This is a genomic window from Leucobacter chinensis (assembly GCF_019049105.1).
Lineage (GTDB): Bacteria > Actinomycetota > Actinomycetes > Actinomycetales > Microbacteriaceae > Leucobacter_A > Leucobacter_A chinensis.
This window is the reverse complement of the sequence record NZ_JAHQZR010000012.1, coordinates 73615-96036: the sequence shown is the minus strand read 5'-3', so window position 1 is coordinate 96036 and position 22422 is coordinate 73615. Positions and strand designations below refer to the sequence as shown.

The window sequence follows — 22422 nt, the reverse complement described above, 5'->3', positions numbered from 1 at the left end:
ATGAAAAACTCAGTTCGCACCCCCGTTTACCGCACTGTCGCGGCAGCGGCAGCGGCAGCACTCCTGCTTGGCACCGCAGCATGCAGTGCTGGGCCGGCATCGCCAGAAAAGCCGGCTGCTGATGGCGCGTTTCCGACCGAGGGGTCTGGCGTTGTCAACCTCTTCAATTTTACGAATTACATCAACCCTGAGACGCTCGAGAAGTTCACTGAAGAGACGGGAATTAAAGTCAACGTCGACACCTTCTCGTCAGCAGAAGAAATGGTTGCAAAGATCAAGACAGGTTCAGCGACCTATGACGTCGTCACGGTTTCTGACTACGTTGCCGAAGATCTCATCTCGAGCGGCCAGCTGCTTGAAATCGATGCGCAGGCTTGGCCGAACGGCAGCAATATCGAAGACGACTTTGTCGGTGTGTACTTTGATGACGGGCGTAAATACACGACGCCCTACGCCATCATTTATGACGGAATCGGTTATGACACGAGCGTGGTCAGCGAATCGATTACCTCGTGGGCCGATTACTTTTCGGCGCCCCAAGAAGCTCGCGGCAAAATTGGTTTGCATGACGATCAGAACTTCGTGATCGATGCGGCGCTCTACGCAACGGGTGCCGAGCGTTGCAGTGTTGACGGAGCTGACTACGAGAAGGCGCTTGACCTGCTCAACGACTTCAGCCCAAACATCAAGATCATCAGCTCTGATGGCACGATTGACCGCCTCGCCGGCGGTGAGACGGTGCTCTCAAGTATGTGGAACGGTTCGTTCGCTCGGGCAAAAGCACAGAACACAGACCTGCAGTACGTGTTGCCGACCGATGGCTTCTCAGTTGCCGGTGACAACCTGTCGATTCTGAAGAACGCGCAGAACCCTGATAACGCGAAGATCTTTATGAACTGGATGCTCGACCCGGCAAACGCTGCGATGAACTCCAACTACATCAAGTACTCGGTGCCGGTGAAGGGCATTGAAGAGGAACTCGCGAAGCTTGACGACGGTGGCGCGACCGTGATTGTGCCAACCGCCGACGAGTCGAAGAACGCAGTGATTCAGGAGCCCTGCTCGCCAGAGGTGAAAGAGCAGTACGACAAGCTCTGGACCATGTTTAAAGGCTAGTCATTAGCGCAGGGCCCGGCCGAGAAGCCGGGCCCTGCCCACACACTTACTCACCGATGAGGGTGCCTAGCGTGCTCTCGAAGACCATTGGGGAACCATTGTGACTACGACACTGCGTGACGCTGCGAGCGTCGCTGACTCTTCTGGCGAGGCCGACACGGCCGACGCTCAAGGCCCTGTACACGGTATCTTGGTCGTTGATCTCTCACGGGCTCTCGCCGGGCCGCATGCCGGGCAGATGCTTGGTGATCTCGGCGCACGAGTGATCAAGATCGAAGCGCCGGGTAGTGGTGATGACACCCGTTCGTGGGGCCCACCGTTTGTCGAGGGCTACGACGGTGAACAGTATTCGAGCTACTTCTTATCGTGCAACCGTAATAAAGAATCTATTGCGCTCGATTTGAAATCAGCAGACGGAGTGCAGACGCTGCGTGAGCTTGTGCAGCGGGCTGACGTGCTGATTGAAAACTTTCGTACGGGAGTGATGGATCGCCTTGGCTTTTCAACTCGTGAGCTTGCAGCCCTGAACCCTCGCCTGATCCAGCTCTCGATTACTGGGTTTGGGCACGATGGGCCAGAGGGCGGCCGCCCTGGGTACGACCAGATCGTGCAGGGCGAGGCCGGCATCATGTCGTTGACCGGGGCGGGCCCTGACGATCAGCAACGTGTTGGCACTCCCATCGCCGATGTGCTCGGGGGCATACACGGGGTTGTCGGGGTTCTCGCTGCGCTCTATGAGCGAGAGCAAACTGGCCATGGGCGAGTGGTGCGCACGTCACTGCTGTCGTCGCTCGTTGGTATTCATGCGTTCCAAGGCACGCGAGTGACCGTTGCAGGTGAAACTCCCACGGCGCAGGGAAACCATCACCCCTCGATAGCTCCTTACGGGCTATTCCACTGTGCCGATGGTGCGGTGCAAATGAGTGTCGCCAACGACCGACTCTGGCGATCATTCTGCGAGGCGTTTGATCTTGACCCTGACACCGAGGGGCTCCAGTCAAATGCTGAGCGAGTGGCTCACCGAGCAACAACGATTGCCTTTGTGGAGCAGGCCTTTCAAGGGCACTCGGTCGAAACACTGCTGCGCAGCCTTACTGAGGCCGGCGTGCCCGCCGGGCGGGTACGTAACCTTGCTCAGGTGTATGAGTGGGAGCAGGTGCACGCCCAGGGGCTTGTTGTTGAGGTCGACCATCAGCAACTGGGCAACATTCGGCTTCCTGGCCCGGCCATTCGTTTCTTTGACGTGAATGAAGATCGTGAGACCGAGCGGGCAAGGGCACTGCACTCGGCGCCCCCAACGCTTGATGAGCACGGCGCTGCGATTCGTGAGTGGCTTGCAGCGAGTGAGGGATAGTGATGAACAAGATAATTGCTGAGAAGCTTCCTGCTTCCCACGCGGCCAAACGCCGCTTCACAGCGCACCAGCTCATTGAGCTCATTGCCGACGAGAAGAGTTACCGTTCGTGGGATTCGACCCCTACGCAACGGCACATGAGCGAGAGCTACCGCGAAGAGCTTGCAGCGGCGAGTGAGAAGAGCGGCGTTGACGAGGCCATCGTGACGGGCGAGGCAACCATAGAGGGGCGCCGGGTAGCGCTGATCGCCTGCGAATTCTCTTTTCTTGCGGGCTCAGTCGGTACAGCAGCAGCTGAACGTTTTGTCGCTGCGATGGAGCGGGCTACGGCCGAGGGCTTGCCAGTTCTTGCGTCGACAGCCTCTGGCGGCACACGGATGCAAGAGGGAACCGTTGCTTTTGTTGCGATGGTGAAAATTGCTGCTGCGGTCGCATCTCATCAACGCGCTGGTCTCCCGTATCTCACATATCTTCGTCACCCTTCAACGGGTGGAGCACTCGCATCGTTCGGGTCGCTCGGTCAGGTCGTTGTTGCCGAGCCTCAGGCGCTCATCGGTTTTCTGGGGCCGCGTGTCTATGAGGCACTGTACGGCGAGCGTTTTCCCCGGGGCGTCCAATCGTCAGAGAACCTTGCCTCCCGCGGCGTTATTGACGGGGTGCTGCGGCCCGAAGAGCTTCGTGAGATGATCGCACGAACCCTCACGGTGCTTGAAAAACCCGGCTACGACGAACTCGTCGAGCTCACTCAGCGAGACACTTCGCACCATGACGATCCAGAAGGGTCAGCCGATGCTTGGGCATCGATTGTGCGCAGCAGAAAAGAAGAACGCCCAGGGCTGCGTGAGCTTTTGCGCTACTCAGCGACCGATGTGGTGCCGCTCTCGGGCACGGGGCAGGGTGAGCGCGACCCGGGCCTCGAACTGTGCCTTGCACGCTTTGAGGGTATTCCCGTGGTCGTTGTCGGTCAAGACCGACGTGCCCAGCGTTCTCGCTCTCCCTTTGGCCCTGGAGCTTTGAGAGCTGCGAGGCGAGCAATGCGGTTGGCGGCAGAGCTGCGGTTGCCACTCGTCTCGGTCATCGACACCCCTGGAGCAGCACTCTCGCAAGCGGCAGAAGAGGGCGCGCTCGCCTCTGAAATTGCGCACTGCTTGAAAGACCTCACGGCCCACGAGGGGGCTACGCTGTCGGTGCTCTTGGGTGAAGGAACCGGTGGCGGTGCTCTCGCACTCCTGCCGGCCGACAGAACGGTCGCGGCCCGTCACGCTTGGCTTTCACCACTACCGCCAGAGGGTGCCTCAGCGATCTTGTTTCGAGATACGCATCACGCCGCCGAGATCGCAAGCGACCAGGGCGTCAACACGGCTTCGCTCTTGCGCGAGGGCATTGTTGACCGCGTCGTGTGTGAAAGCCCCGATGCTGCCGAAGAGCCCGAAGCCTTTAGCCGCCGCATGGGCATGATCATCGGCCAAGAGGTCGCGAGCCTCATGCTTCGTCCCGCCGAACAGCGTCGCGTCGAGCGGCAGCATCGGTACCGGCGCCTGGGGCGGTGAAACGGTGGCTGTTGTATCGGCTGATGCGGCGTAGGCACGCGAAGGCGAGAGCGCGCGACGATGCGAGGCTGTGAGGCTTGTAGCGTGAGCCGGGCTCGGTGCTCGTTTTCACCCGAGCAACGCGTGGCAGCGTTCGAGCCGGGCGATCCACCAGGCTTCGCGCTCGGTCGACGCAGCGAAGCGGTCGACGAGCTCGGCTTCAACGACGGGGGTGTGAATGGAGATCGATCCGCCGGAGGGAACGAGTGACTCACGCACGACGTCGCCCGCGAGCAGCGAGACGGTCGCGAGTCCGCACGGGCCATCGAGCACGCCGTCGGGCAGGGAGGCTGCGAGGTGGGCGCCCATGGAGATTCCGATGGAGGTGTCAAGCGCACTCGACACGACGACCGGCAGGCCGGCCTCGAGAATGATCTCGCGGGCGCGGGTGATTCCGCCGAGCGGCTGCGCTTTGACAACGAGCAGATCGGCGGCCCCGGCCCTCGCAACAGCCAGCGGATCGTCAGCCTTGCGCACACTCTCGTCAGCCGCGATGCGCACGTGAGGCGTGGGGCCTGCAGAGAGCGCCTCGCGCAGCCGGGCAAGGTCAGCGACCTGGGCGCAGGGCTGCTCTGCGTAGTCGAGGTCGAAGGGTGCGAGCGCGCGTAGGGCGGTGATGGCCTCGTCGTAGCACCAGCCGGCATTCGCGTCGATGCGCACGCGCGCCTCGGGGCCCATGAGCTCTCGCACTCGGCGCACACGGGCCACGTCGTCGGCGAGGTTCTGGCCGCGCTCGGCGACCTTGACCTTGACGGTCGTGCAGCCGTCGAACGACGCGAGAAGCGGGGCCACGGCATCGGGATCGATCGCGGGAATCGTCGCGTTCACCTCGACCCGTTCACGCAGCGCCACCGGCAACCCGGCCGACCAGCCGTACTCGAGCGCGGCCGCGAGCCAAGTTGCTGCCTCGGGGTCGGCGTACTCGGGAAACGGCGAGAACTCGCTGAACCGCTCGGGCCCCTCGATGATGAGCGCCTCGCGCTCGGTCACCCCGCGAAAGCGCGTGCGCGTCGGGATCGAGACGACGCGCACCCGCTCCCGAACTTCGTCGAACGAGGGGCGGGGCAGGGGCTGAGTCTCGGGGCGTTCGGCGATCATGCGACCAGTCTAGAACTTCGGGGTGCCGGGCCGCTTTCGGCCGGCACCCCGAGTCGGGCGGATCGCCCAAGCCTCAGACCGCGCAAGCAGTCCCCGGGCTAAGAGCGCCCGCCAGCGCACCCTACACGTCTGCGCCCGGCAGCGCCTCCGTGCCCACGATCACGCGGTAGCCGCGCGTGGCGTCGTAGCCGTGAATCTCACGGGTGTCGAGCGCGCTCATAAACTCGAGCACGTCGCGCGTGATGATCTGGCCGGGAACGAGCACCGGGAACCCGGGTGGGTAGGGGGTGACGAAGCCGGCCGAGACGGGCGAGCGGCCAGCTTCGATTTCGGCGAGCAGCTCGGGGCCCTTACGGTACTGGACCTGGCGGTTGTCCTGGCCCTTGAAGAAGGCGGTGCGCAGGTCGCCGTCGGGCAGGTCGCCGGCACCGCGGTACTCGGGCGCGAAGGCGCTGAAGTCGGGCAGCGGCGGGATCTCCTCGTCGGCCGCAACGCCGTGGCCGTTCTCGAGCTGCTCCTCGGCGAAGAGATCGGCGAGCTTGAGCAGTACCTCGATGAGGTAGGCGACGCCTGAACGGGTGGTGCCGATGTTCGTCATGAAGAGCACCGTGTTGCGGCTCGTTTTGTTGACCTGAATACCGTAGCGGTCCATGAGGTGCGTGTGCTTGAACGTGTCACCGTCGACGCCCGTGCGGCTAATCTCGATGGTGATGCGGCTCGGGTCGACGACGAACTCTTCGGTGTCCCACGCCTCCCACATGTCGGCAAGACTGTCGCTGTGGGGCAGCGGGCGCTGCGATCCGCGGTATTCACCGGGAATGAGGTCGTAGGCGGTGAGCACTTTGAAGGTGTTGCGCAGCACGGGGTTGCGGGTGATGGCCTGCGAGAGGCTTGTCGCGAGATCGAGCTGGCGCTGTACGAGCTCGAAGCCTTCGAGCTCAACCTGGCGGCGGCCGAGGTCGAGCGACGCGAGAATCTGATAGTTGGGCGAGGTCGAGGTGTGTGTCATATATGCCTCGTTGAACGCGGCCTCGCTCAGACGCACGAAGTCCTGATCGTAGACGTGCACCATCGAGCCCTGGCGCAGCGCCGTGAGCGTCTTGTGCGTCGAGTGGGTCGCGTATACGCGCACTCGGGCATCGGGTGAAGGAATGAGCCGTTCGTTCATCCACACCTCGTCGCTCAGCGGCTCGCCATTCGTGTCGAACAGGCGCGAGCGCTGCTCTTCGTACCGCTCGGCGTATGCCGGGTCTTTGAGGTGACCCTCAAGGTGCTGTGCAGCCGCCATGGCGGTGCGGCGGCGCGTGACCGGGTGAAAAGCTGCGAACGCGAACCAGGCCTCGTCCCACAGAAACACGAGGTCAGGCTTGATCGCGAGGCACTCCTGCATCACGCGAATGGGGTCATAGACGATGCCGTCGAACGTGCAGTTTGTGAGCGTGATCATCTTGACCTGGTCGAGACGGCCCTGCGCGCGGTAGTCAAGCAGAATCTGCTTGATGCGGTCGAGCGGCACGGCTCCGTAGAACGCGAAATCGTTGAGCGGGTAGGCGTCGAGGTACGAGACCTGCGCGCCAGAGAGCATGAGCGCGTGGTGGTGCGACTTGTGGCAGTTGCGGTCGACAAGCACGACGTCGCCAGGCGCAACGAGCGCCTGGTGCACGATCTTGTTGGCGGTCGAGGTGCCGTTCGTGACGAAGTAGGTGCGCTTCGCCCCGAAGGCGCGCGCGGCGAGGGCCTGGGCCTTCTTAATGGCGCCGACGGGCGAGAGCAGCGAATCAAGGCCACCCGAGGTTGCGCTTGTCTCGGCGAGTAGGAGGTTCAGGCCGTAGAAGTCGACCAGGTCGGTGATCCACTTTGAGTCGACGACTGATCCGCCTCGAGAAATCGGCAGCGCGTGGAACACGCCTGCCGGGCGGCGTGCGTGCTCCTGAATCGCGTTGAAGAAGGGGGTGTCGTAGAGGTGCGCGATGCGGCGCAGCAGTGAGAGGTGCAGCTCGAGCTGGTCTTCGCGGCGGAAGACGCGGCGAAAGCGGCGGGTGAGCTGGCCTGCGAGGTCTTCGATGTGCGCGCCGGCAACGAGGTACAGGTCGAGCTCAGGGCGCACGCGCTTTAGCGTGTTTGCGAGGGTGAGCACGCGCTGCACCGAGCCGAGGTCGCTGCTTTGTGCGAGCGGATCATCGCTCACCTGCGACTGGACGTACTCGATCGTCTCTTTCAAGTCGCGGCTGAGCGGCTGCTTCGTGTGGTCGCTGAAGCCGGGGCGCATGATGACCGCGAGAATGTTGGGGTTCGTGAGCACGGCCGCCACGGCGTCTTCGGCCGAGGGCACGATAACGACGTCGTAAATGAACGCGTCGCCCGGGGTGCGAAGTGCTCGCACCTCTTGCTCGTAGATCTCTTTGTCGTTCTCAGACATCTGGTCGATGACGAGCACCTCGAACTTCTTGCGCGAGGGGTCGCCATGCTGGGGCGCATCTTCTTCGGCGAGCGGTGGGAGGTCGTGGTCTTCGAAGTCGCTGTTGATGTAGCCCTTCATGCCCTGCATCGCGCTGCGCACGTGGTCGAGGGCGAGCGAGAACTGGCCCTGCTCGATCTGCTCGCGAATCTCGCGCACCTGGCGCTGGCCGATGCCCGCCCAGTAGAACTCGATGGTCTCGAGGGCGCGGAGCGAGCGAAACAGCTCGGTGATGGTGGTCTGGTCGCTCACGTCGGCACCGCCCAGCGCGAGCAGTTTCACGAAGTATCGCGTGTACTCCCACGCATCGCTTCTTGCCCGCCAGGGGCTCGAGGGCATTCCTGAGTAGGGGCCGAGCCACTGCTCTTCGTCTGTTGGCACGGTGATCACGCCCTCGCTTGAGTGTCCGATTGAACGTACGAGGTTGGTTTGATCGTCTAACATGCCTAGAAAACCTTTCCAGCGTTGGAAGTGAGAAGCGCCACTGGCGCGACCGATGCGGCACCGCATAAGTTGTAGCAAAGTTTAGCGACATTCTGTGCCCGAACCCGTATACGGTGCGCATCGTGCCAACAATATGACGCGCTGTGACGGGTAGAGTGAAGGGTATGACGGTCGTATCTGAACTCTTTGACGCATCGGTATGGCAGCTGGCCGAGGGGGCCGAGCGGTATACCGACATCACCTCGCACGTTTCGCTCGATTCACGCATCGCGCGTATCGCTTTTAACCGGCCCGAGGTGCGCAACGCGTTTCGACCCCACACGGTCGACGAACTGTACGACGCGCTCGAGCGTGCTCGCGTCAACCCGCGCATCGGCGTGGTGCTGCTCACCGGTAACGGCCCGAGCCCTAAAGACGGCGGCTGGGCGTTTTGCTCGGGTGGCGATCAGCGCATTCGGGGCCGTGACGGCTACCGCTACTCTGACTCTGAGCAGGCGAGCGATATCGACCAGGCTCGTTCGGGTCGGCTGCACATTCTCGAGGTGCAGCGCCTCATTCGCTTCATGCCCAAGGTCGTGATCGCCCTCGTTCCAGGCTGGGCGGCGGGCGGCGGGCACTCGCTCAATGTCGTGTGCGATCTCTCGATCGCGTCAGAGGAGCACGCGAAGTTCAAGCAGACCGACGCCGATGTTGGCTCGTTCGACGCGGGCTACGGCAGTGCCTACTTCGCGAAGCAGATCGGCCAGAAGAATGCCCGCGAGATCTTCTTCCTCGCCCGCGAGTACTCGGCGCAGCGCGCCTACGAGATGGGCGCCGTGAACGCGGTTGTGCCGCACGCCGAGCTCGAAACGACCGGCATCGAGTGGGCGCGCGAGATTCTTGGCAAGTCACCCACCGCCATTCGCATGCTCAAGTACGCCTTCAACGCGGTTGACGACGGGCTCGTGGGGCAGCAGCTCTTCGCCGGTGAGGCCACGCGCCTCGCCTATGGCACCGACGAGGCCGTTGAAGGCCGCGACTCGTTCCTCGAAAAGCGCGATCCCGACTGGTCGCCCTTCCCGTACCACTTCTAGGGGCCGTGATGAGTGAACTGCGCCGCATTCCCGCGCACGACCACCTCTGGCTCATGGCCTCGCTCGCCGAGGCACTCGCAGGCGGCCCGGCTGTGCAGCCCACTGCGAGCGACGAGACGCCTTCGCCCGAGCACGTTCCTGAGGGTTGCGCGCTCGTCATACACACCTCTGGCTCGAGCGGATCGCCCAAGTTCGTCGCCCACTCGGCCGAGTCGATTCGGGCGAGCGCCGAGGCGACCAACGCGATTCTCGGTGGGCCGGGGCAGTGGATCATTGCCCTGCCCACCCACCTCATCGCGGGCGTGCAGATGCTCACGCGGTCGATTCTTGCCGGCACCGATCCACTCGTGGTGAGCGGTAAGTTCAGCCCCGAGAAGCTCGTGCGGCTCGCATCGCAGCTCGAGGCCGAGAGGCGTTACGTCTCGCTCGTGCCGGTGCAGCTGCGCGCCGTGATCGAGCTCGCCGAGCGCGACGAGGCGGCGCTTCGCGTGCTGCAGCGCTTCGACGCCATGCTCGTTGGCGGCCAGGCCGTGTCGCTCGAGATGCGAGCCGCGGCCCACCGCCTCGGCCTGAAGCTTGTGCGCACCTACGGCATGACCGAGACGGGCGGCGGCGTCGTCTACGACGGGGTCGAGATCGGCGAGACCGAGATGCGCATTCGGGGCGGCGAGATTCAGCTCTCGGGCCCCTCGCTCGCGCTCGGCTATCTCGATAACGACGGGCTCACCGCCGAAACGTTCATTGAAGAAGACGGTGTGCGCTGGTACCGCACGGGCGACGCAGGTTCGCTGCTCGGCGGAATGCTGCAGGTCACCGGACGTCTCGACCGCGTGCTCATCTCGGGAGGCGTGAACGTCTCGCTCGACCGAGTCGAGGCCCTCGTGCACGAGATGCCTGGCTGGGCCGAGAGCGCCGCGCTCGAAGAGCGCAACGACACGTGGGGCGCGCAGGTGACGATCGTAGCGGCGCCTGGCCGCAACGCTGAGGACGGCGCGGGCAAAGACGCCGGCGGTGGCGACACACTGCGCGATGGTTTCGAGGCGCTCGCAGACGCGGTGAAGGCCGAACTCGGCCCTGCCGCGGTACCCCGCCGTCTCGTTGTCGTCGACGAGCTGCCGAGACTCGCAAACGGAAAAAACGATTATCAGCGCCTCGCCGCGATGCTCACAGAGCCTCAGCGCGACGGCGCGACGGGCAGTGATGTGCCACGGGCTGAGAGTAAGGAAACGAAGTGAGCCGAAAAGATCCGCGTCGGTCAGGAAACCCGGCCAAGCGTGCCGTCGCAGAGCAACGCGTCGAGATGGGCATCTCGCCAGCGATCACCTGGCGTGACTGGGTCGGTGGCGCTCGCATTCGTACCCTGCCACTCGCGGTCGCGCCGGTCGCGGCGGGCGCCGGTGTCGCGCACATGGTGCAGGCGTTCTCGCTGACCCTCACGCTGCTCGCGCTCGCCGTTGCGGTCATGCTACAAATCGGCGTGAACTTCTCGAACGACTACTCCGACGGCATTCGCGGCACCGACGAGTTTCGGGTCGGCCCCTCGAGGCTCACCGCCTCGGGGCTCGTGAACCCGAAGCATGTGCTCACGACAGCGCTCGTGTTCTTCGCGCTCGCCGCAGTCGCCGGGGCCGTTGCGGTGGTGCTCAGTGAGCGCTGGTGGTTCTTGCTCGTTGGCGTGCTTGCGATTGCCGCCGCCTGGTTCTACACGGGCGGCAAGCGCCCGTACGGCTACGCCGGCCTCGGCGAGGTGTTTGTGTTCACCTTCTTCGGCCTCGTCGCTACCGTCGGAACCGTGTGGTTGCAAACCGACCTGCTCACCGAAGAAGCGTGGGTCGCGGGCATCGGCGTTGGCCTCTTCGCGGTTGCCGTACTCATGGCTAACAACATTCGCGATATTCCGACCGACCGCCTCGCGGGCAAGAAGACCCTCGCGGTGCGACTCGGTGAACGAGGCGCCAAGATCTTCTACAGCGTGTGCGTCGTGTTGCCCTTCGTCGTTCCCGCCGTCTGGGGAATCTTTCACACGAACCTCGTCTACACGTGGTTCGTGCTCGTGCTCGTGATTCCTGCCTTGCTCATCATGTGGCTCGGCAAGACCGCAAAAGATCTCATTCTCGTGCTCGTGCTCACGAGTTACTCCGGCCTCGCTTACGGCGTGTGCCTGGGGCTCGGCTTCGGGTTTTAAGCGTTCGCGAGGGCGGTGCCGAGCTGGGGCTCGCCCGGCTCGTCGAAGCGGCACTTCGGCGGTGGATCAGCCCCGGCTAAGCCCGGTCTTCGTCGTTCTCGGGCGCCTCGGCCTCATGGCTTTCGACGGGCTCTGAGCGGTCAAGCAGCGACGGATCCTCGTCAACCATCTCGTCTTCGAGCACCGAGTCTTCGGTACGATCACGATCGCGCCAGTCTTGCAGGCCCTCTGCTGCCCGCTGACGCACGGGGTCAAGCACGATGATCGAGATGGCCATTGAGATGAGTGCGGCGAGAACCGCGGCGAGCCACCAGCGCGCGCCAAGCATCCACACGAGGGCAAACACACCCGCGAAGAGGGCCAGACGAATTGTGGAATATAGCCACCAGGCTTTACGAGTACTCATCGTTCCCCATGTTAGCGACGCATCGCTGTGAGCAAGCCAGAAACCGAAACCTCGCATCGGGGTAGCATAGGGTCATGGCACGGTTCATCATTTTGGCAGTGGTACTCGCGATTGCGTTTACGCTGTATTCACTCGTTGATGCCTCTATGACAGAAGCGCGTCGGGCGCGTGGTGTACCGAAACCTGTATGGGTCGTGATCTGCGTTGTGCTGCCGGTGATCGGCGGAATTCTCTGGCTCATGGTGGGCAAGGGCGACGGGCGTGAGCCTGCCAAGCAGGTGGCTCCCGACGATGATCCGCGATATGGCGCGCTGTCGACCGAACATGTCGACCAGCGCATCGCCGACCTCGAATCGCAACTGCGCGCGCTCGACGACGAAGTGTTTCCGGGCGAAGGCTCGGGCGGTGGCGAGGGCGCTGCCGACGCCGCCGGTGATGGCAAGCCCGACGCTTCAACTGGCCCCGAGATCGACGCGGGCAAGGACGCCCCTGCCGAGACCAACAAGCCCGACGAAGACACCGAGCGGTGAGCGCCGCAGGGGCCGCCGCGACCCTCTCATCGCAGCTCGCAACGACCATCGTCGCCGAACTCATCGTGCAGGGCGTGCGCGACTTTGTCGTGTGCCCGGGCTCGCGCTCGCAAGCCCTCGCGCTCGCGGTCGCCGAAGCCGAAGCGCTCGGCGAGGCTCGCCTGCACGTGCGCATCGATGAGCGCTCGGCCGCATTCTTCGCGCTCGGCATCGCCCGCGAGAGCGGCCTGCCAGCGCCCGTCATCGTCACCAGCGGATCAGCCGTCGCAAACCTCATGCCCGCCGTGCTCGAGGGGCATAGCGCGAGGGTTCCGATGCTGCTGCTCACCGCTGACCGGCCCGAAGAGCTGCACGGTGTGCGCGCGAGCCAGACGGTTTGGGACAACATGTATACCTTCAACTTCAGCCGTTTCAACGCTGAGGTTCCGCCGGCAGAAGACGAAGACCTCGACGAATACCTGGGTTCAGAAATTCCCGAGGTCGTCGCAGAGGCGTTCGTCAACGCGATCCGCTCGCCGAATGGCGCCGGGCCAACGCACCTGAATATCGCCTTCCGCGATCCGCTCTCTGGGCCCTCGGGGCTGCTCGAAGGCGCGCTCGAACGCGCCCGCGAACGCGGCCCCGCTCGCGTTGTCGAGAAGCGCCCCACACTCGCCGAGCGAAGGGCCGACGTCGAGTGTGAATGGTGCGGTGAGCTGCCAGGCGACTGCGACCACAAGCGACCGACCGAGCTTGAAGTGTACGTGCACGGTGCGGGTAAGGCCCGGCCAAACACCATCGTCATTGCCGGTGCCGACGCCGGTGCCGACGCCGAGGCATTCGCGCACGCCGCGGGGGTTCCGCTGCTAGCCGAACCCTCGAGCGGTGCCCGATTTGGGCGCGAGGCGATTCAGCACTGGCAGGCGCTGCTGAACGACGAGGAGCTCGCCTCACGCATCGAGGTCGCCGTCATCTTCGGCCACCCGGGGCTCACCCGCGAGGTGGCGCGGGTCGTCGCCGCGGCCCGAACCGTCGTCGTCGACGGCGCCGGGCCCGACGGCCCCGCACTCGGCATCGAACGCTTCAACCCAGGCCGTAACGTGAAACAGTTCGCCTTCGCGGCCCGAGTCTCTGAGAAGTACGACCCCGCCGAGGCCAAAGCGTGGCTTGGTGAGTGGATCGTGCGCGACCGATCACTGCGCGACGAACACACGACCGTGCACGAAACCGACCTCGAGGCCGCCCGCGCGACCGGCTACCAGGAACGCAACGCCTTCGCCCGCGCCGAGGTGGCCCGCATGCGCGAGCCCGTGAGCCGTGAGCACCTCACCGAAATGGTCTGGCGCGCCACCTGGCCACACGACCGCCTCGTGCTCGCAGCCTCCCGCCTCATTCGCGTGCTCAACCGCATGGCCACGCCCCGCAACATTCGCGTGCACTCGAACCGTGGCCTCGCCGGAATCGACGGAACAATCGCGACCGCCATGGGCATCGCCCAGGCCAGCGACGGGGCCGGCATCACCCGCGTGCTCATCGGCGACCTAGCCCTCTTTCACGACGTCGGATCGCTCGCCCTGCCACCCGAACGCGAGGGCTCGCCGCGCATGCAGCTCATCGTCGGCAACGACGGCGGCGGCACGATCTTCGACACCCTCGAAGTCGCCGCCACGAGCGACCCCGAGGCCTTCGACCGGGTCATGCTGACGCCGCAGCGCATAGACATCGCGCAGCTCGCCGCCGCCTACGGCTGGTCGTACCGGCTCGTCACGACGCAGGGCGAGCTCGAAGAGGTGCTGACGGCGCAGGCCGAGACCCCGGGCATCGTCGAGGTGGCGCTCGCGCGGTAGGGGTGTGGCGCGACGGCTGTGGTTGTTGCGCGCTTCCGTTTCGTTCCGGCTTCGGGCCTGGGCTCCGGGCTCCGGGCTCTCGGCCCCTGGCCCCCCGTTGTCGTTCCCGGTTCCCGCTCCCGCAGCTTGCTGGCCGGTTTCGGGACTGTTCGCGCTCTCGCGGCGTCTACTTGACGAAAAGCAGGGTGTTATCGCGAAATAACCCTGCTTTTCGTCAAGTAGATGCGAAATCCACCGGAAACGCGCCCCGACCGCAGCACAGAGACACCGGCCACCGTACCAAGCCCCCTTCAGCCGCACGAAGGGTCCCGCTGCTGCATGAAATCCTCGACTGACCCTGTGAACGGCAAACCCAGCACCCCAAAAATGGGTTATCCACAGATCATGCGCAGCCCGATTGCAGGCGGATCGCTACCCCCAATACGCTTCAACTGGGGGCTACGGAACCCCCGTGGTCCCGAGCTACGAGCCTTGGAGGTCACCAGTCATGTCACGCGTTCTCTCAACCGAAGAAGCCCGGGTCGCCATTCGCCAGATTCAGTCGATCGTGAGCGGTGGGTTCACCGAACAAATCAGCCACCTTGACGCGCAGGGAAGAGCACTCTCTGACCCCAACATTTGGGACGGTCCGCTTGCCTCGCAATTTCGCTCGATCACATGGCCAGAGACGAAGGTCGCGCTCGATAACGTAAAGCACGAACTTGAGCGCTTGCGAACGCAACTTGAGGCGATTGCTCAGAACATCTTTACGGCGGGCGGTGGCGCCTAAATGGGGGCGCAGCGCTCCGCTCACCAACCACACGCGCTCGCTCCTCGCGCCGCAGAGGCCGCATCCGCATCCGCAGAAATCGCAGCAGCCGTTACCTCGGCCGCAGCAGCCGTTGCCTTGGCTGCAGTAGCTGCATCCGCCGCCGCCGCAGTCTCGATCGCAGAGAGCGCAGCCGCATGACCGTGCACTTTGACGATCTTGCGGCGCAACGCCTTGAATTCGCGGCGAGGTCGGCGGCAGAGCAATTGCGCCTGCAGGCCGCCGAACGTCACCGCAGTGCGAGCCGTGCTCTCGAATCATTTCGCGGTGGGTATGCACGGCGGTTTGAGCAGGTGGTGTGCATCGAAGCCGAAGATCGGGCGCGGCTTGCCTCGATCCTTGATGAGCTCGCTGAGAGCGTCTCGCTCACCGCTGCCGCGGCAGTGCGTGAACGAACGCGGCAGCACGACATCGCCGAGTGGCAAAAATACGAGTCCGGCGTCAACGCACACGGCAACCTTGTGAACGCCGCAGGCATAGCAGAGGGCGGTCGTCTCGTGGCGACGGGGGCCGGGACGGGCAGGCTCTGGAGGGCAAGGCCTGACTCGCGGGCGGTGGTGGCGGCGCCGATCCGCGTGGGGTTTCAGGCGAGGCCCAGGCCCCGCGGTTTCGTGCCCGGCGGGCAGAGCCGGGGAACGACCTCGGCGAGGCCCGCCCAGTTGAGGGGTTTTGCTGGCCGGGCGCGCGCCATGAATCGCGACCTTGAGCACGAAGCAGATCGGCTGAGCGAGGCCTGGCGCGGGTTCGTGCAACGGTGCGGGTGGGCTCGCATCGAGGGCGCAACGTTTGAGAGCGGCTTTCGTCGACTCCTTTCAGAGAGCGACGACGATGCGCGGTGGATCGAGCGAGTCGCCACGGCGTTCGAGCAGGCCGGGGCAGGTACCCTCCCGACGCACAGCGTGAGCCTTGCCGTCGCTGGAGGAAGCCCGAAGATGCTTGCCCGGCTACTCTTCACTGGGGCAGGACGTCCTGCGCAGGTCTCGACGACGTGGCGGGCGCTGATGGCGCGGGCACCACAGGCGGCTGATGCGCTCATTGAGCAGTATGCCCATGAACTTGCTGGGCTCGACGGCGTTCCGCTTGAGGTGCGCGATATTGCGGCACGGGCGGTGCTTGACGATATCTTCGATCCGCCCGATGACGGGAGTGTGCACTCGGGCGAGAGCGAGACACAGCGCTTGCAGCGGGCGTATGAGCGCATGGGCTTTGCGCCCGGCGAGCGCTCGTTGAAGGATTTTCGGGCTGACCTCGATGCGCTCAGGAACGAAGTGTTGAACGCCGAGCGGATGAGTCGTGGCGAGCCGGTGATGCTCGTTGGGCTTGGCCGGCACGACGGGGCCGTGACCGCAGCAATCGCGGTGGGCGATCTTGCAACTGCGCCGAAAGTCGGGGTGTTCGTTTCGGGTATGAACTCGAATGTGCGGGGCATCGGCGAGGCGCTGCCGGCCTTTCACTCGATGAAGCAGAACGGTGAAGACATGGCGTTTGTGACCTGGATCGGGTACCGGTCGCCAGGCATTGGCGGCGTGATATCGCAGCAGCGGGCTGATGCGGGCTCGGTGAGGCTCGTCGACTTTCTCGAGGGAATCACCGAGAGCCGTGATGCGCCGGTCGACCGGCTCGTGGTGATGGGGCACTCGTATGGTACGAACGTTGCTGCAGAAGCGCTCACGAAAGCGACGGTTCCGGTGAGCGCTTATGTCGCCATCGGCTCGGCGGGGCTGAAGCCCGGCACCGAACCCGGTGATTTACGCGTGGCAGAACGGTACGCGACCCATGCGAAGCGAGACAACATTGCGCAGATCGGCGTGCGTTCAACGGCGCTGCAGTATGACTACGGCACTCCGCCTGTGACCGATGAGTCGAAACGTCTGCTCGACGCGGCAGTGCCGAGGCAAGACCCGAGAGAGCTGCCCGGCTTTCAGGTATTCAGTTCTGAAAAGACGAAGAAAGGAGAACAGGTGACGATGCACAATCTCCTGAAGCCCATCGACTGGCAGGGCTCGCTCGGTAAACCGGCGCAGTACCTCGCCGATACCCTCGACGGCACCACAGCTACCGACGAGGTGGGCTACTTGCACCCGGGGTCAAGCACGGTTGCCTCGTTGCTCGACATTATGAACGGAGCACTATGACGTGGCTCATTCGAACGGTAGCCCTCGCGCTCGCGCTCATGCTTGTTGCCTGCTCTGGACGGGGCGAACAACAAGACGCGGCGGGAGTGACCGAGAAAGCGATGGTAGCGATGACGCTTGAAGAACAGTACGAGCGGGCGGGCAAAAACTATGATGCGTTTCAAACGCTAGTAGCCGAGGTGCAGACGACGCTCGACGATGGCGAGTGGTACACCACGCTCACCTCTGAGCCGATGCCGCTACCGGGTAAGGCGAGGGGCGGCGACCTCGTGGGCGACTCAGACGACAACAGCTACTACTTCATGATCGCGAGAAAGAAAGACGTGCAGGTCTCAAAGCGTCCCGAACTCGGCCGCCTCGAAGCCTCGTGGAACGAGCGGGGCTGGCCGGCTGGCGCAGAAGAGCGCATTTACGGCGGGTCCCGGCTCGCGGTCGTCACTCCCGACGGTTATCGCATCGCCGTCTCCAGTAACGCCGAAGGCAAGGCGCTCGAACTCCTCGCGTTCTCGCCCGTGTACTGGGGAGACGTGAGTGATCTCATGGCCGAAATGTACGACCGTCTCGAAACCGAAGATGCACTCGGTTCGCCCTGGGGCCTCGACAAGCGAGACGAAGACGGGCACTACACGATGAAGCCCGGCGTGTATCGCCCGTTTCCCGGGTGGGCGTACACGCCTCTCGACGATGACGAAGAAAACGAGAATGAAGAGAGCGAAGGTGACTAAGGAAGCGAGGGCGGCAAAGGTGACGAAGAAGAACAGACGCCGAGGGCTAGTCTTCGGGAGACGACGATCCGCCATATCGAAACGGCAGGAGGTCGCCCATGGGCACACGATGCACCCGAGTGACGATGAAGCCGATAATGAGGGCGGCGGTGAGGGGAACCGCGCCCGAGATCATGAGACCTGCGCGCGCGCCGAAGTGGTCGACGAGCATGCCGAGCAGGGGGCCACCGAGGGCCTGGCCGCCGACCGCGATGAGCAGATAAATCGACATGACGCGGCCGCGAATGAGCATGTTCGACGAAGTTTGGATGAGCGCGTTAGCCGCGGTCCACATAAGCACCGACCAGAGGCCAGCGAGAGCGATCGTCGCCATGAATGCCCACTCGTGCGGCATGAAGGCCGAGGCGAATTTGAGCGAGGTGTATCCGAGCACCGAGCCGTAGAACGTGCGTAACCTTACGCCCATACGGCGCATTGAAAGGATTGCGCCGATGAGCGCTCCGGCGGCGATCGCTGAGTTGTAACTGCCATAGCCGCGAGCATCAGAGTCAAACACGTGCTCAGCCATCGGCGCGAGCAGCACCGACCAGTTCATGCCAATGCCAGAGACAAAGACGAGCAAGATGAGCGTCCAGAAGATGACGGGCTTGCGGCGAACATAGGCGAGGGCCTCGCGTGCCTGGCCCTTCTCACGCGGTGCCGTGGGAAACTTCGTGAGCTCGGCGGTGTTGATGAAGAAGAGCAGCACGAGCGAGAGCGAGGCGCCGATGGCGGTGACAAGAAAAGCCCAGCCGCCGCCCCAGTTCGCGAGCATGAGGCCCGCGACTGCGGGGCCAATGAGTGCAGAGGTCTGGAAGATCGCCGAGTTGGTGCTCACCGCGTTCGAGAGCAGTTGCCGGCCGACAAGCTCAGAGACGAACACCTGACGCGCCGGCTGGTCGATGACTGAGAAGAGGCCGACGAGGCCAGCGAGCGCAAAAATGTGCCAGGCTTCGAGCGCGCCGGTAAAAGCAAGGGCCGCGAGTGACGCACCAGAGACGATCACCACGGTTTGCGAGATGATGATGAGGGTGCGTTTTGAATACCGGTCGACGATCACCCCGCCGAGCATGCCAAACAGCAGCACCGGGCCAAACTGCATGACGACGAGAAAGCCGACCGTGCTCACATTGCCGGTGAGCTGAAAGAGAATCCAATCCTGGGCGACGCGCTGGGTCCACACCGCAGTGAGCGCGAGAATCTGCGCGATTGCGTAAATGCGGTAGTTGCGAATGGTGAGCGCGCTCACCATGTCGCGAAGCGTGGGCTTTCGTTGTGGAAGGGGAATGACGCCTGTCGAAGCATCCTCCACGATGATCTTCCCCTCTCGTCGTTTGCGCGTCTCTTCACTTCTGAGCGCAAGCGACGACTAGCTACATGCCTCCATCAGCGGTCGAAACTTCGCGACCGTTTCGCTGAGTTCATGCTCGGGGTCGGCCCCTACAACGAGACCCCCTCCAGCAAAAGCGGTGATGGTGGCAGGGCTATGGCTGTGGTCGACCTGCGCACTCCGTAGTGCGATGGCCCAGTCACCGTTGCCGCCTGCTCCTACCCAGCCTACGGCACCCGCGTAGCGACCGCGGTCAAATGGCTCAAGTTCGTCAATCGTGTCCATCGCGAGTGGGGTCGGGGTTCCGGCAACCGCGGCCGTCGGGTGCACCGCTTCAGCGAGCTCGAACGCGTCGGCCCCGTCGGCGAGCTGCGCCGTCACCCGGGTCGCGAGGTGCCATACATTTGGCAGCTGCAAGAGCGAAGGTTCGGCGTCGTGCTGCAGGTCGGTGACGTGCGGTGAGAGCGTCTCGACGAGGCTCTCGATCGCGAAACGGTGCTCGAGCTGTTCCTTCTCGCTCGCAACGAGTTCGCGAGAGAGCTCCTCGTCGCGTGCCTCGTTCTCGTCGCGCCTGCGGGTGCCAGCGAGCACGCGCGCCGAGACCTTCGCGTGAATTGACCGAATGAGCGTCTCTGGGCTTGCCCCGATCATGCCGTCGACCGCAAAGGTCCAGCAGTCGAGGTAGCGGTGCGCGAGCCTGCCAAGCGGGACCCGCAAATCGGCGCCCTCAGCGAGCGGCGCCTGGAGCCTGCGCGCGAGAACCACCTTTTCGATGGCTGCGGCATCAAGCCTGCGGCCCGCTTCGGCGACGCCGGCCCTGTAAGCCTCGGTCTCGCCCTCGGGAGTCTGCCACTGCAGGGGTTGCCATGTCGAAGTTTCGGGCACGGTACCCTTCACACCGGCAAGCGCGAGAAAATCGTCGAGCTGAGCGACGTCGAAGACGTCGGCGCTCGCGAGGGAAGCTGCCGCGGGGTGCGGATCGGCCGAGTCATCGCCCACGTATGTGATCCACGCCTCTCCATCTTTCTTCCCGACGACGATGCGCGGCACGATGAGGGTTGATGGAGTTTGGCTGTTGCTGGCGAACGAGAACGTTCCGAGGGCGATAAGGCCCGTCGCTGGGCCGGCGATCGGGTCGTCGACGATGGCGTTCTCTTGAAGCGTTGCCCAGGTGCGTGAAGCGTCTGCGAAGCGCTCGCCGCCGTGCGTGTCGAGACGGTACGCAACCCCGAGGCCCACGAAGCCGCGCTGTTTGCGCACCCACAGCAGTGGGTTTTCGGAGTCGGCGAGTCGAACGAGGTCGGGCACCCGGCTGAGCGGCCGAGAGACGACGCGAAAGCGGGGTAGAGAAGCGGTGTTCACGGTTCCAATCTACCCGCTGCGGGGTTGGTGAGCGTGGTCTGATTCACAGGTGACTGCGGTGCGCTGCGCGGGGAGAAACAGGTAAAAACATGACTCATGAGGGTAACGTCAGCCGTTGCGGGTAGCATGGAGGGGTGATTCGCCCCAATGCAAACGAAAAACCAGCGAGCGACGTTTCGAGCATGTTCGACGAGGTCTCCCCTCGCTACGACATTATTAACGACGTGCTCTCTGCGTACCAGTCGCGTCTGTGGCGAATCGCCACGGTGAAGGCCGTCGCCCCGCGCAAGGGAATGAGGGTGCTCGACCTCGCAGCAGGTACCGGCACGTCGAGTGCGGCCTTCGCGGCCCAGGGTGCTCACGTGACCGCGGCCGACTTCTCGCGCGGCATGCTCGCTGAGGGCGAGAAACGTCAGGCCGGCAATGAGCTCATTGATTTTGTGTGGGCTGATGCAACAGACCTGCCGTTTGAAGACAACAGCTTTGATGCCTCGTCGATTTCGTTCGGCCTGCGCAATGTCAACGACCCTAAGAAGGCGCTTCGCGAGATGCTACGCGTCACGAAGCCTGGCGGGCGACTCGTTATCTGTGAGTTCTCGCAGCCACCGCTTGCGCTCATTCGCGGACCGTACTCGTGGTATTCGAAAAATGTGCTGCCAAAGCTTGCGAGCCTCGTTGGTGGTCCAGGTGAAGCCTACGACTATTTGACTGAATCAATTGAGAAGTGGCCGCTGCAGGCCGAGCTCGCGTCATGGATGACCGAGGCCGGTTTCGAGCAGGTCGGCTATCGCAACCTCACCGCCGGTATCGTGGCCCTGCACCGCGGCTTCGTGCCAGGCGAGAAAGCCGTTCAGAACTTAGACATCATTGAGGGTGAGACCAAAAAATGAGCCTTCCCATCGCTGAAGACACCGCGACGCAGATGCTCCCAACGAACCTCTTCAAGGGGGCTCGCGACAAGCTGCACGCGAAAAAACTTGAGAAAGAGATGGCGCACGTTGAAGCGCAGCTCGTCGAGCAGCTTTCGTTTGCCTCGCCGGTTGCTGATGCTCCGGCGCGCTACCTCGCTGAGGCCGGCGGCAAACGCATTCGCCCGCTGCTCACGCTGCTTGCGAGTCAGCTTGGCGACGGCCCAAATGAGCTCGTACACCGCGCTGCCGTTTCGGTCGAGCTGACCCACCTCGCGTCGCTGTACCACGACGATGTCATGGACGAGGCGACGCTGCGCCGCGGGGTTCCCGCGGCCCACACCGTGTGGTCGAACTCGGTCGCGATTCTTGCGGGCGACCTGCTCTTTGCGCGTGCCTCATCGCTCGTGTCGGGCATGGGTGAAGAAGCGATCGTGCTCCAGGCGAAAACCTTCGAGCGCCTGTGCCTCGGCCAGCTGCACGAGACGGTCGGCCCCCAGGAGGGCGACGACCGTATCGAACACTACATGCAGGTGTTGGCCGACAAGACGGGTGCGCTCATTGCGACCGCCGCACGCATGGGTGTCATGTTTGGCGGAGCCAAGGCCGAATACGCCGACATGGTGCAGGAGTACGGTGAGCGTATCGGTGTCGCCTTCCAGCTCATCGATGACGTGCTCGACCTCTCTGAAGATAAAGAGCAGACGGGCAAGCTCGCTGGCACCGACCTGCGCGCTGGTGTGCAGACGCTTCCGGTGCTGCTGCTGCAAAAGCGTGCCGAGACCGACCGTGCAGCAAAGGATCTTCTTGTTCGCATCGAAGAGGGCGCCGCGCGTATTCAGGCAGGCGAACCCGCGACGCTGCTCGACCGCGAGGTCGCTGAGCTGCGCGAACACGAGGTGACCGCAGAGACGCTCGCGACCGCGAAGCAGTGGGCATCAGACGCGGTAACCGCGATCGCCCCGCTACCAAACTCGACCGTGAAAGACGCGTTCGAGCGCCTCGCCGACTCGATCGTCACCCGCGAGGGCTAGCG

The 22422-nt window shown here is 63.9% G+C and carries 18 protein-coding genes; 13 read left to right on the top strand and 5 right to left on the bottom strand.

The annotated features are described in order from the left end of the window. The 3 genes from KTJ78_RS11030 (at position 1) to KTJ78_RS11020 (ending at position 4020) form a co-directional block, all read left to right on the top strand. Positions 1–1116 (top strand): ABC transporter substrate-binding protein, encoded by a 1116-nt coding sequence (locus KTJ78_RS11030; protein ID WP_217135717.1) that lies wholly within the window; start codon positions 1–3, stop codon positions 1114–1116. Between the two features lie 100 nt (positions 1117–1216). Further along, positions 1217–2470 (top strand): CaiB/BaiF CoA transferase family protein, encoded by a 1254-nt coding sequence (locus KTJ78_RS11025; protein WP_369808076.1) that lies wholly within the window; start codon positions 1217–1219, stop codon positions 2468–2470. 2 nt (positions 2471–2472) lie between these two features. Then, complete coding sequence (locus KTJ78_RS11020) at positions 2473–4020, top strand: carboxyl transferase domain-containing protein (protein WP_217135715.1); 1548 nt, start codon at positions 2473–2475, stop codon at positions 4018–4020. 108 nt (positions 4021–4128) lie between these two features. Here KTJ78_RS11020 and KTJ78_RS11015 read toward each other — a convergent pair whose 3' ends face one another. Both KTJ78_RS11015 and KTJ78_RS11010 read right to left on the bottom strand, forming a co-directional pair. Then, complete coding sequence (locus KTJ78_RS11015) at positions 4129–5157, bottom strand: o-succinylbenzoate synthase (RefSeq protein ID WP_217135713.1); 1029 nt, start codon at positions 5155–5157, stop codon at positions 4129–4131. Between the two features lie 121 nt (positions 5158–5278). After that, the gene (locus tag KTJ78_RS11010; protein WP_254259633.1) at positions 5279–7954 is read right to left on the bottom strand and encodes an aminotransferase class I/II-fold pyridoxal phosphate-dependent enzyme; all 2676 of its coding nucleotides are present in this window, start codon (positions 7952–7954) and stop codon (positions 5279–5281) included. A gap of 269 nt (positions 7955–8223) precedes the next feature. Here KTJ78_RS11010 and KTJ78_RS11005 point away from each other — a divergent pair, with 269 nt between their 5' ends. Genes KTJ78_RS11005 through KTJ78_RS10995 form a run of 3 tightly spaced genes read left to right on the top strand, consistent with a single transcriptional unit; the run spans position 8224 to position 11317 of the window. Beyond that, the gene (locus tag KTJ78_RS11005; RefSeq protein ID WP_217135701.1) at positions 8224–9132 is read left to right on the top strand and encodes a 1,4-dihydroxy-2-naphthoyl-CoA synthase; all 909 of its coding nucleotides are present in this window, start codon (positions 8224–8226) and stop codon (positions 9130–9132) included. Between the two features lie 8 nt (positions 9133–9140). Then, positions 9141–10367, top strand: coding sequence for an AMP-binding protein (locus tag KTJ78_RS11000; RefSeq protein WP_217135699.1), 1227 nt, complete (start codon positions 9141–9143; stop codon positions 10365–10367). Beyond that, complete coding sequence (locus KTJ78_RS10995; RefSeq protein WP_369808075.1) at positions 10364–11317, top strand: 1,4-dihydroxy-2-naphthoate polyprenyltransferase; 954 nt, start codon at positions 10364–10366, stop codon at positions 11315–11317. The genes KTJ78_RS11000 and KTJ78_RS10995 overlap by 4 nt, the downstream gene beginning before the upstream one ends. Before the next feature lie 76 nt (positions 11318–11393). Here the strand turns inward: KTJ78_RS10995 and KTJ78_RS10990 are convergent, their stop codons facing one another. Beyond that, on the bottom strand, positions 11394–11723 hold the full coding sequence (locus KTJ78_RS10990) for a DUF4229 domain-containing protein (RefSeq protein ID WP_217135697.1): 330 nt from the start codon (positions 11721–11723) through the stop codon (positions 11394–11396). 74 nt (positions 11724–11797) lie between these two features. Here KTJ78_RS10990 and KTJ78_RS10985 point away from each other — a divergent pair, with 74 nt between their 5' ends. The 5 genes from KTJ78_RS10985 to KTJ78_RS10965 all read left to right on the top strand — a co-directional run bounded on the left by KTJ78_RS10985 (position 11798) and on the right by KTJ78_RS10965 (position 17747). Beyond that, the gene (locus tag KTJ78_RS10985; RefSeq protein ID WP_217135695.1) at positions 11798–12253 is read left to right on the top strand and encodes a PLD nuclease N-terminal domain-containing protein; all 456 of its coding nucleotides are present in this window, start codon (positions 11798–11800) and stop codon (positions 12251–12253) included. Continuing rightward, complete coding sequence (gene menD / locus KTJ78_RS10980) at positions 12250–14079, top strand: 2-succinyl-5-enolpyruvyl-6-hydroxy-3-cyclohexene-1-carboxylic-acid synthase (protein WP_217135693.1); 1830 nt, start codon at positions 12250–12252, stop codon at positions 14077–14079. Before KTJ78_RS10985 ends, menD begins: the two co-directional genes overlap by 4 nt. Positions 14080–14566: 487 nt before the next feature. Next, complete coding sequence (locus KTJ78_RS10975; protein ID WP_217135692.1) at positions 14567–14848, top strand: pyrophosphorylase; 282 nt, start codon at positions 14567–14569, stop codon at positions 14846–14848. Between the two features lie 176 nt (positions 14849–15024). Beyond that, complete coding sequence (locus KTJ78_RS10970; RefSeq protein ID WP_217135689.1) at positions 15025–17022, top strand: alpha/beta hydrolase; 1998 nt, start codon at positions 15025–15027, stop codon at positions 17020–17022. Beyond that, complete coding sequence (locus tag KTJ78_RS10965; protein WP_217135688.1) at positions 17019–17747, top strand: hypothetical protein; 729 nt, start codon at positions 17019–17021, stop codon at positions 17745–17747. Before KTJ78_RS10970 ends, KTJ78_RS10965 begins: the two co-directional genes overlap by 4 nt. A gap of 46 nt (positions 17748–17793) precedes the next feature. On the opposite strand, the gene KTJ78_RS10960 is transcribed toward KTJ78_RS10965, so the two are convergent. Both KTJ78_RS10960 and KTJ78_RS10955 read right to left on the bottom strand, forming a co-directional pair. Further along, positions 17794–19098, bottom strand: coding sequence for an MFS transporter (locus KTJ78_RS10960; protein ID WP_217135685.1), 1305 nt, complete (start codon positions 19096–19098; stop codon positions 17794–17796). A 57-nt stretch (positions 19099–19155) separates the two neighbouring features. Then, entirely contained in the window at positions 19156–20478 is a 1323-nt protein-coding gene (locus KTJ78_RS10955; RefSeq protein WP_217135683.1) for an isochorismate synthase, read from the bottom strand. 134 nt (positions 20479–20612) lie between these two features. Here KTJ78_RS10955 and KTJ78_RS10950 point away from each other — a divergent pair, with 134 nt between their 5' ends. Further along, positions 20613–21368 carry a class I SAM-dependent methyltransferase gene (locus tag KTJ78_RS10950; RefSeq protein WP_270909963.1) on the top strand — a complete coding sequence of 252 codons (756 nt, stop codon included), beginning with the start codon at positions 20613–20615 and terminating at the stop codon, positions 21366–21368. Next, complete coding sequence (locus KTJ78_RS10945) at positions 21365–22420, top strand: polyprenyl synthetase family protein (protein ID WP_217135681.1); 1056 nt, start codon at positions 21365–21367, stop codon at positions 22418–22420. Before KTJ78_RS10950 ends, KTJ78_RS10945 begins: the two co-directional genes overlap by 4 nt. Positions 22421–22422: the final 2 nt, after the last annotated feature.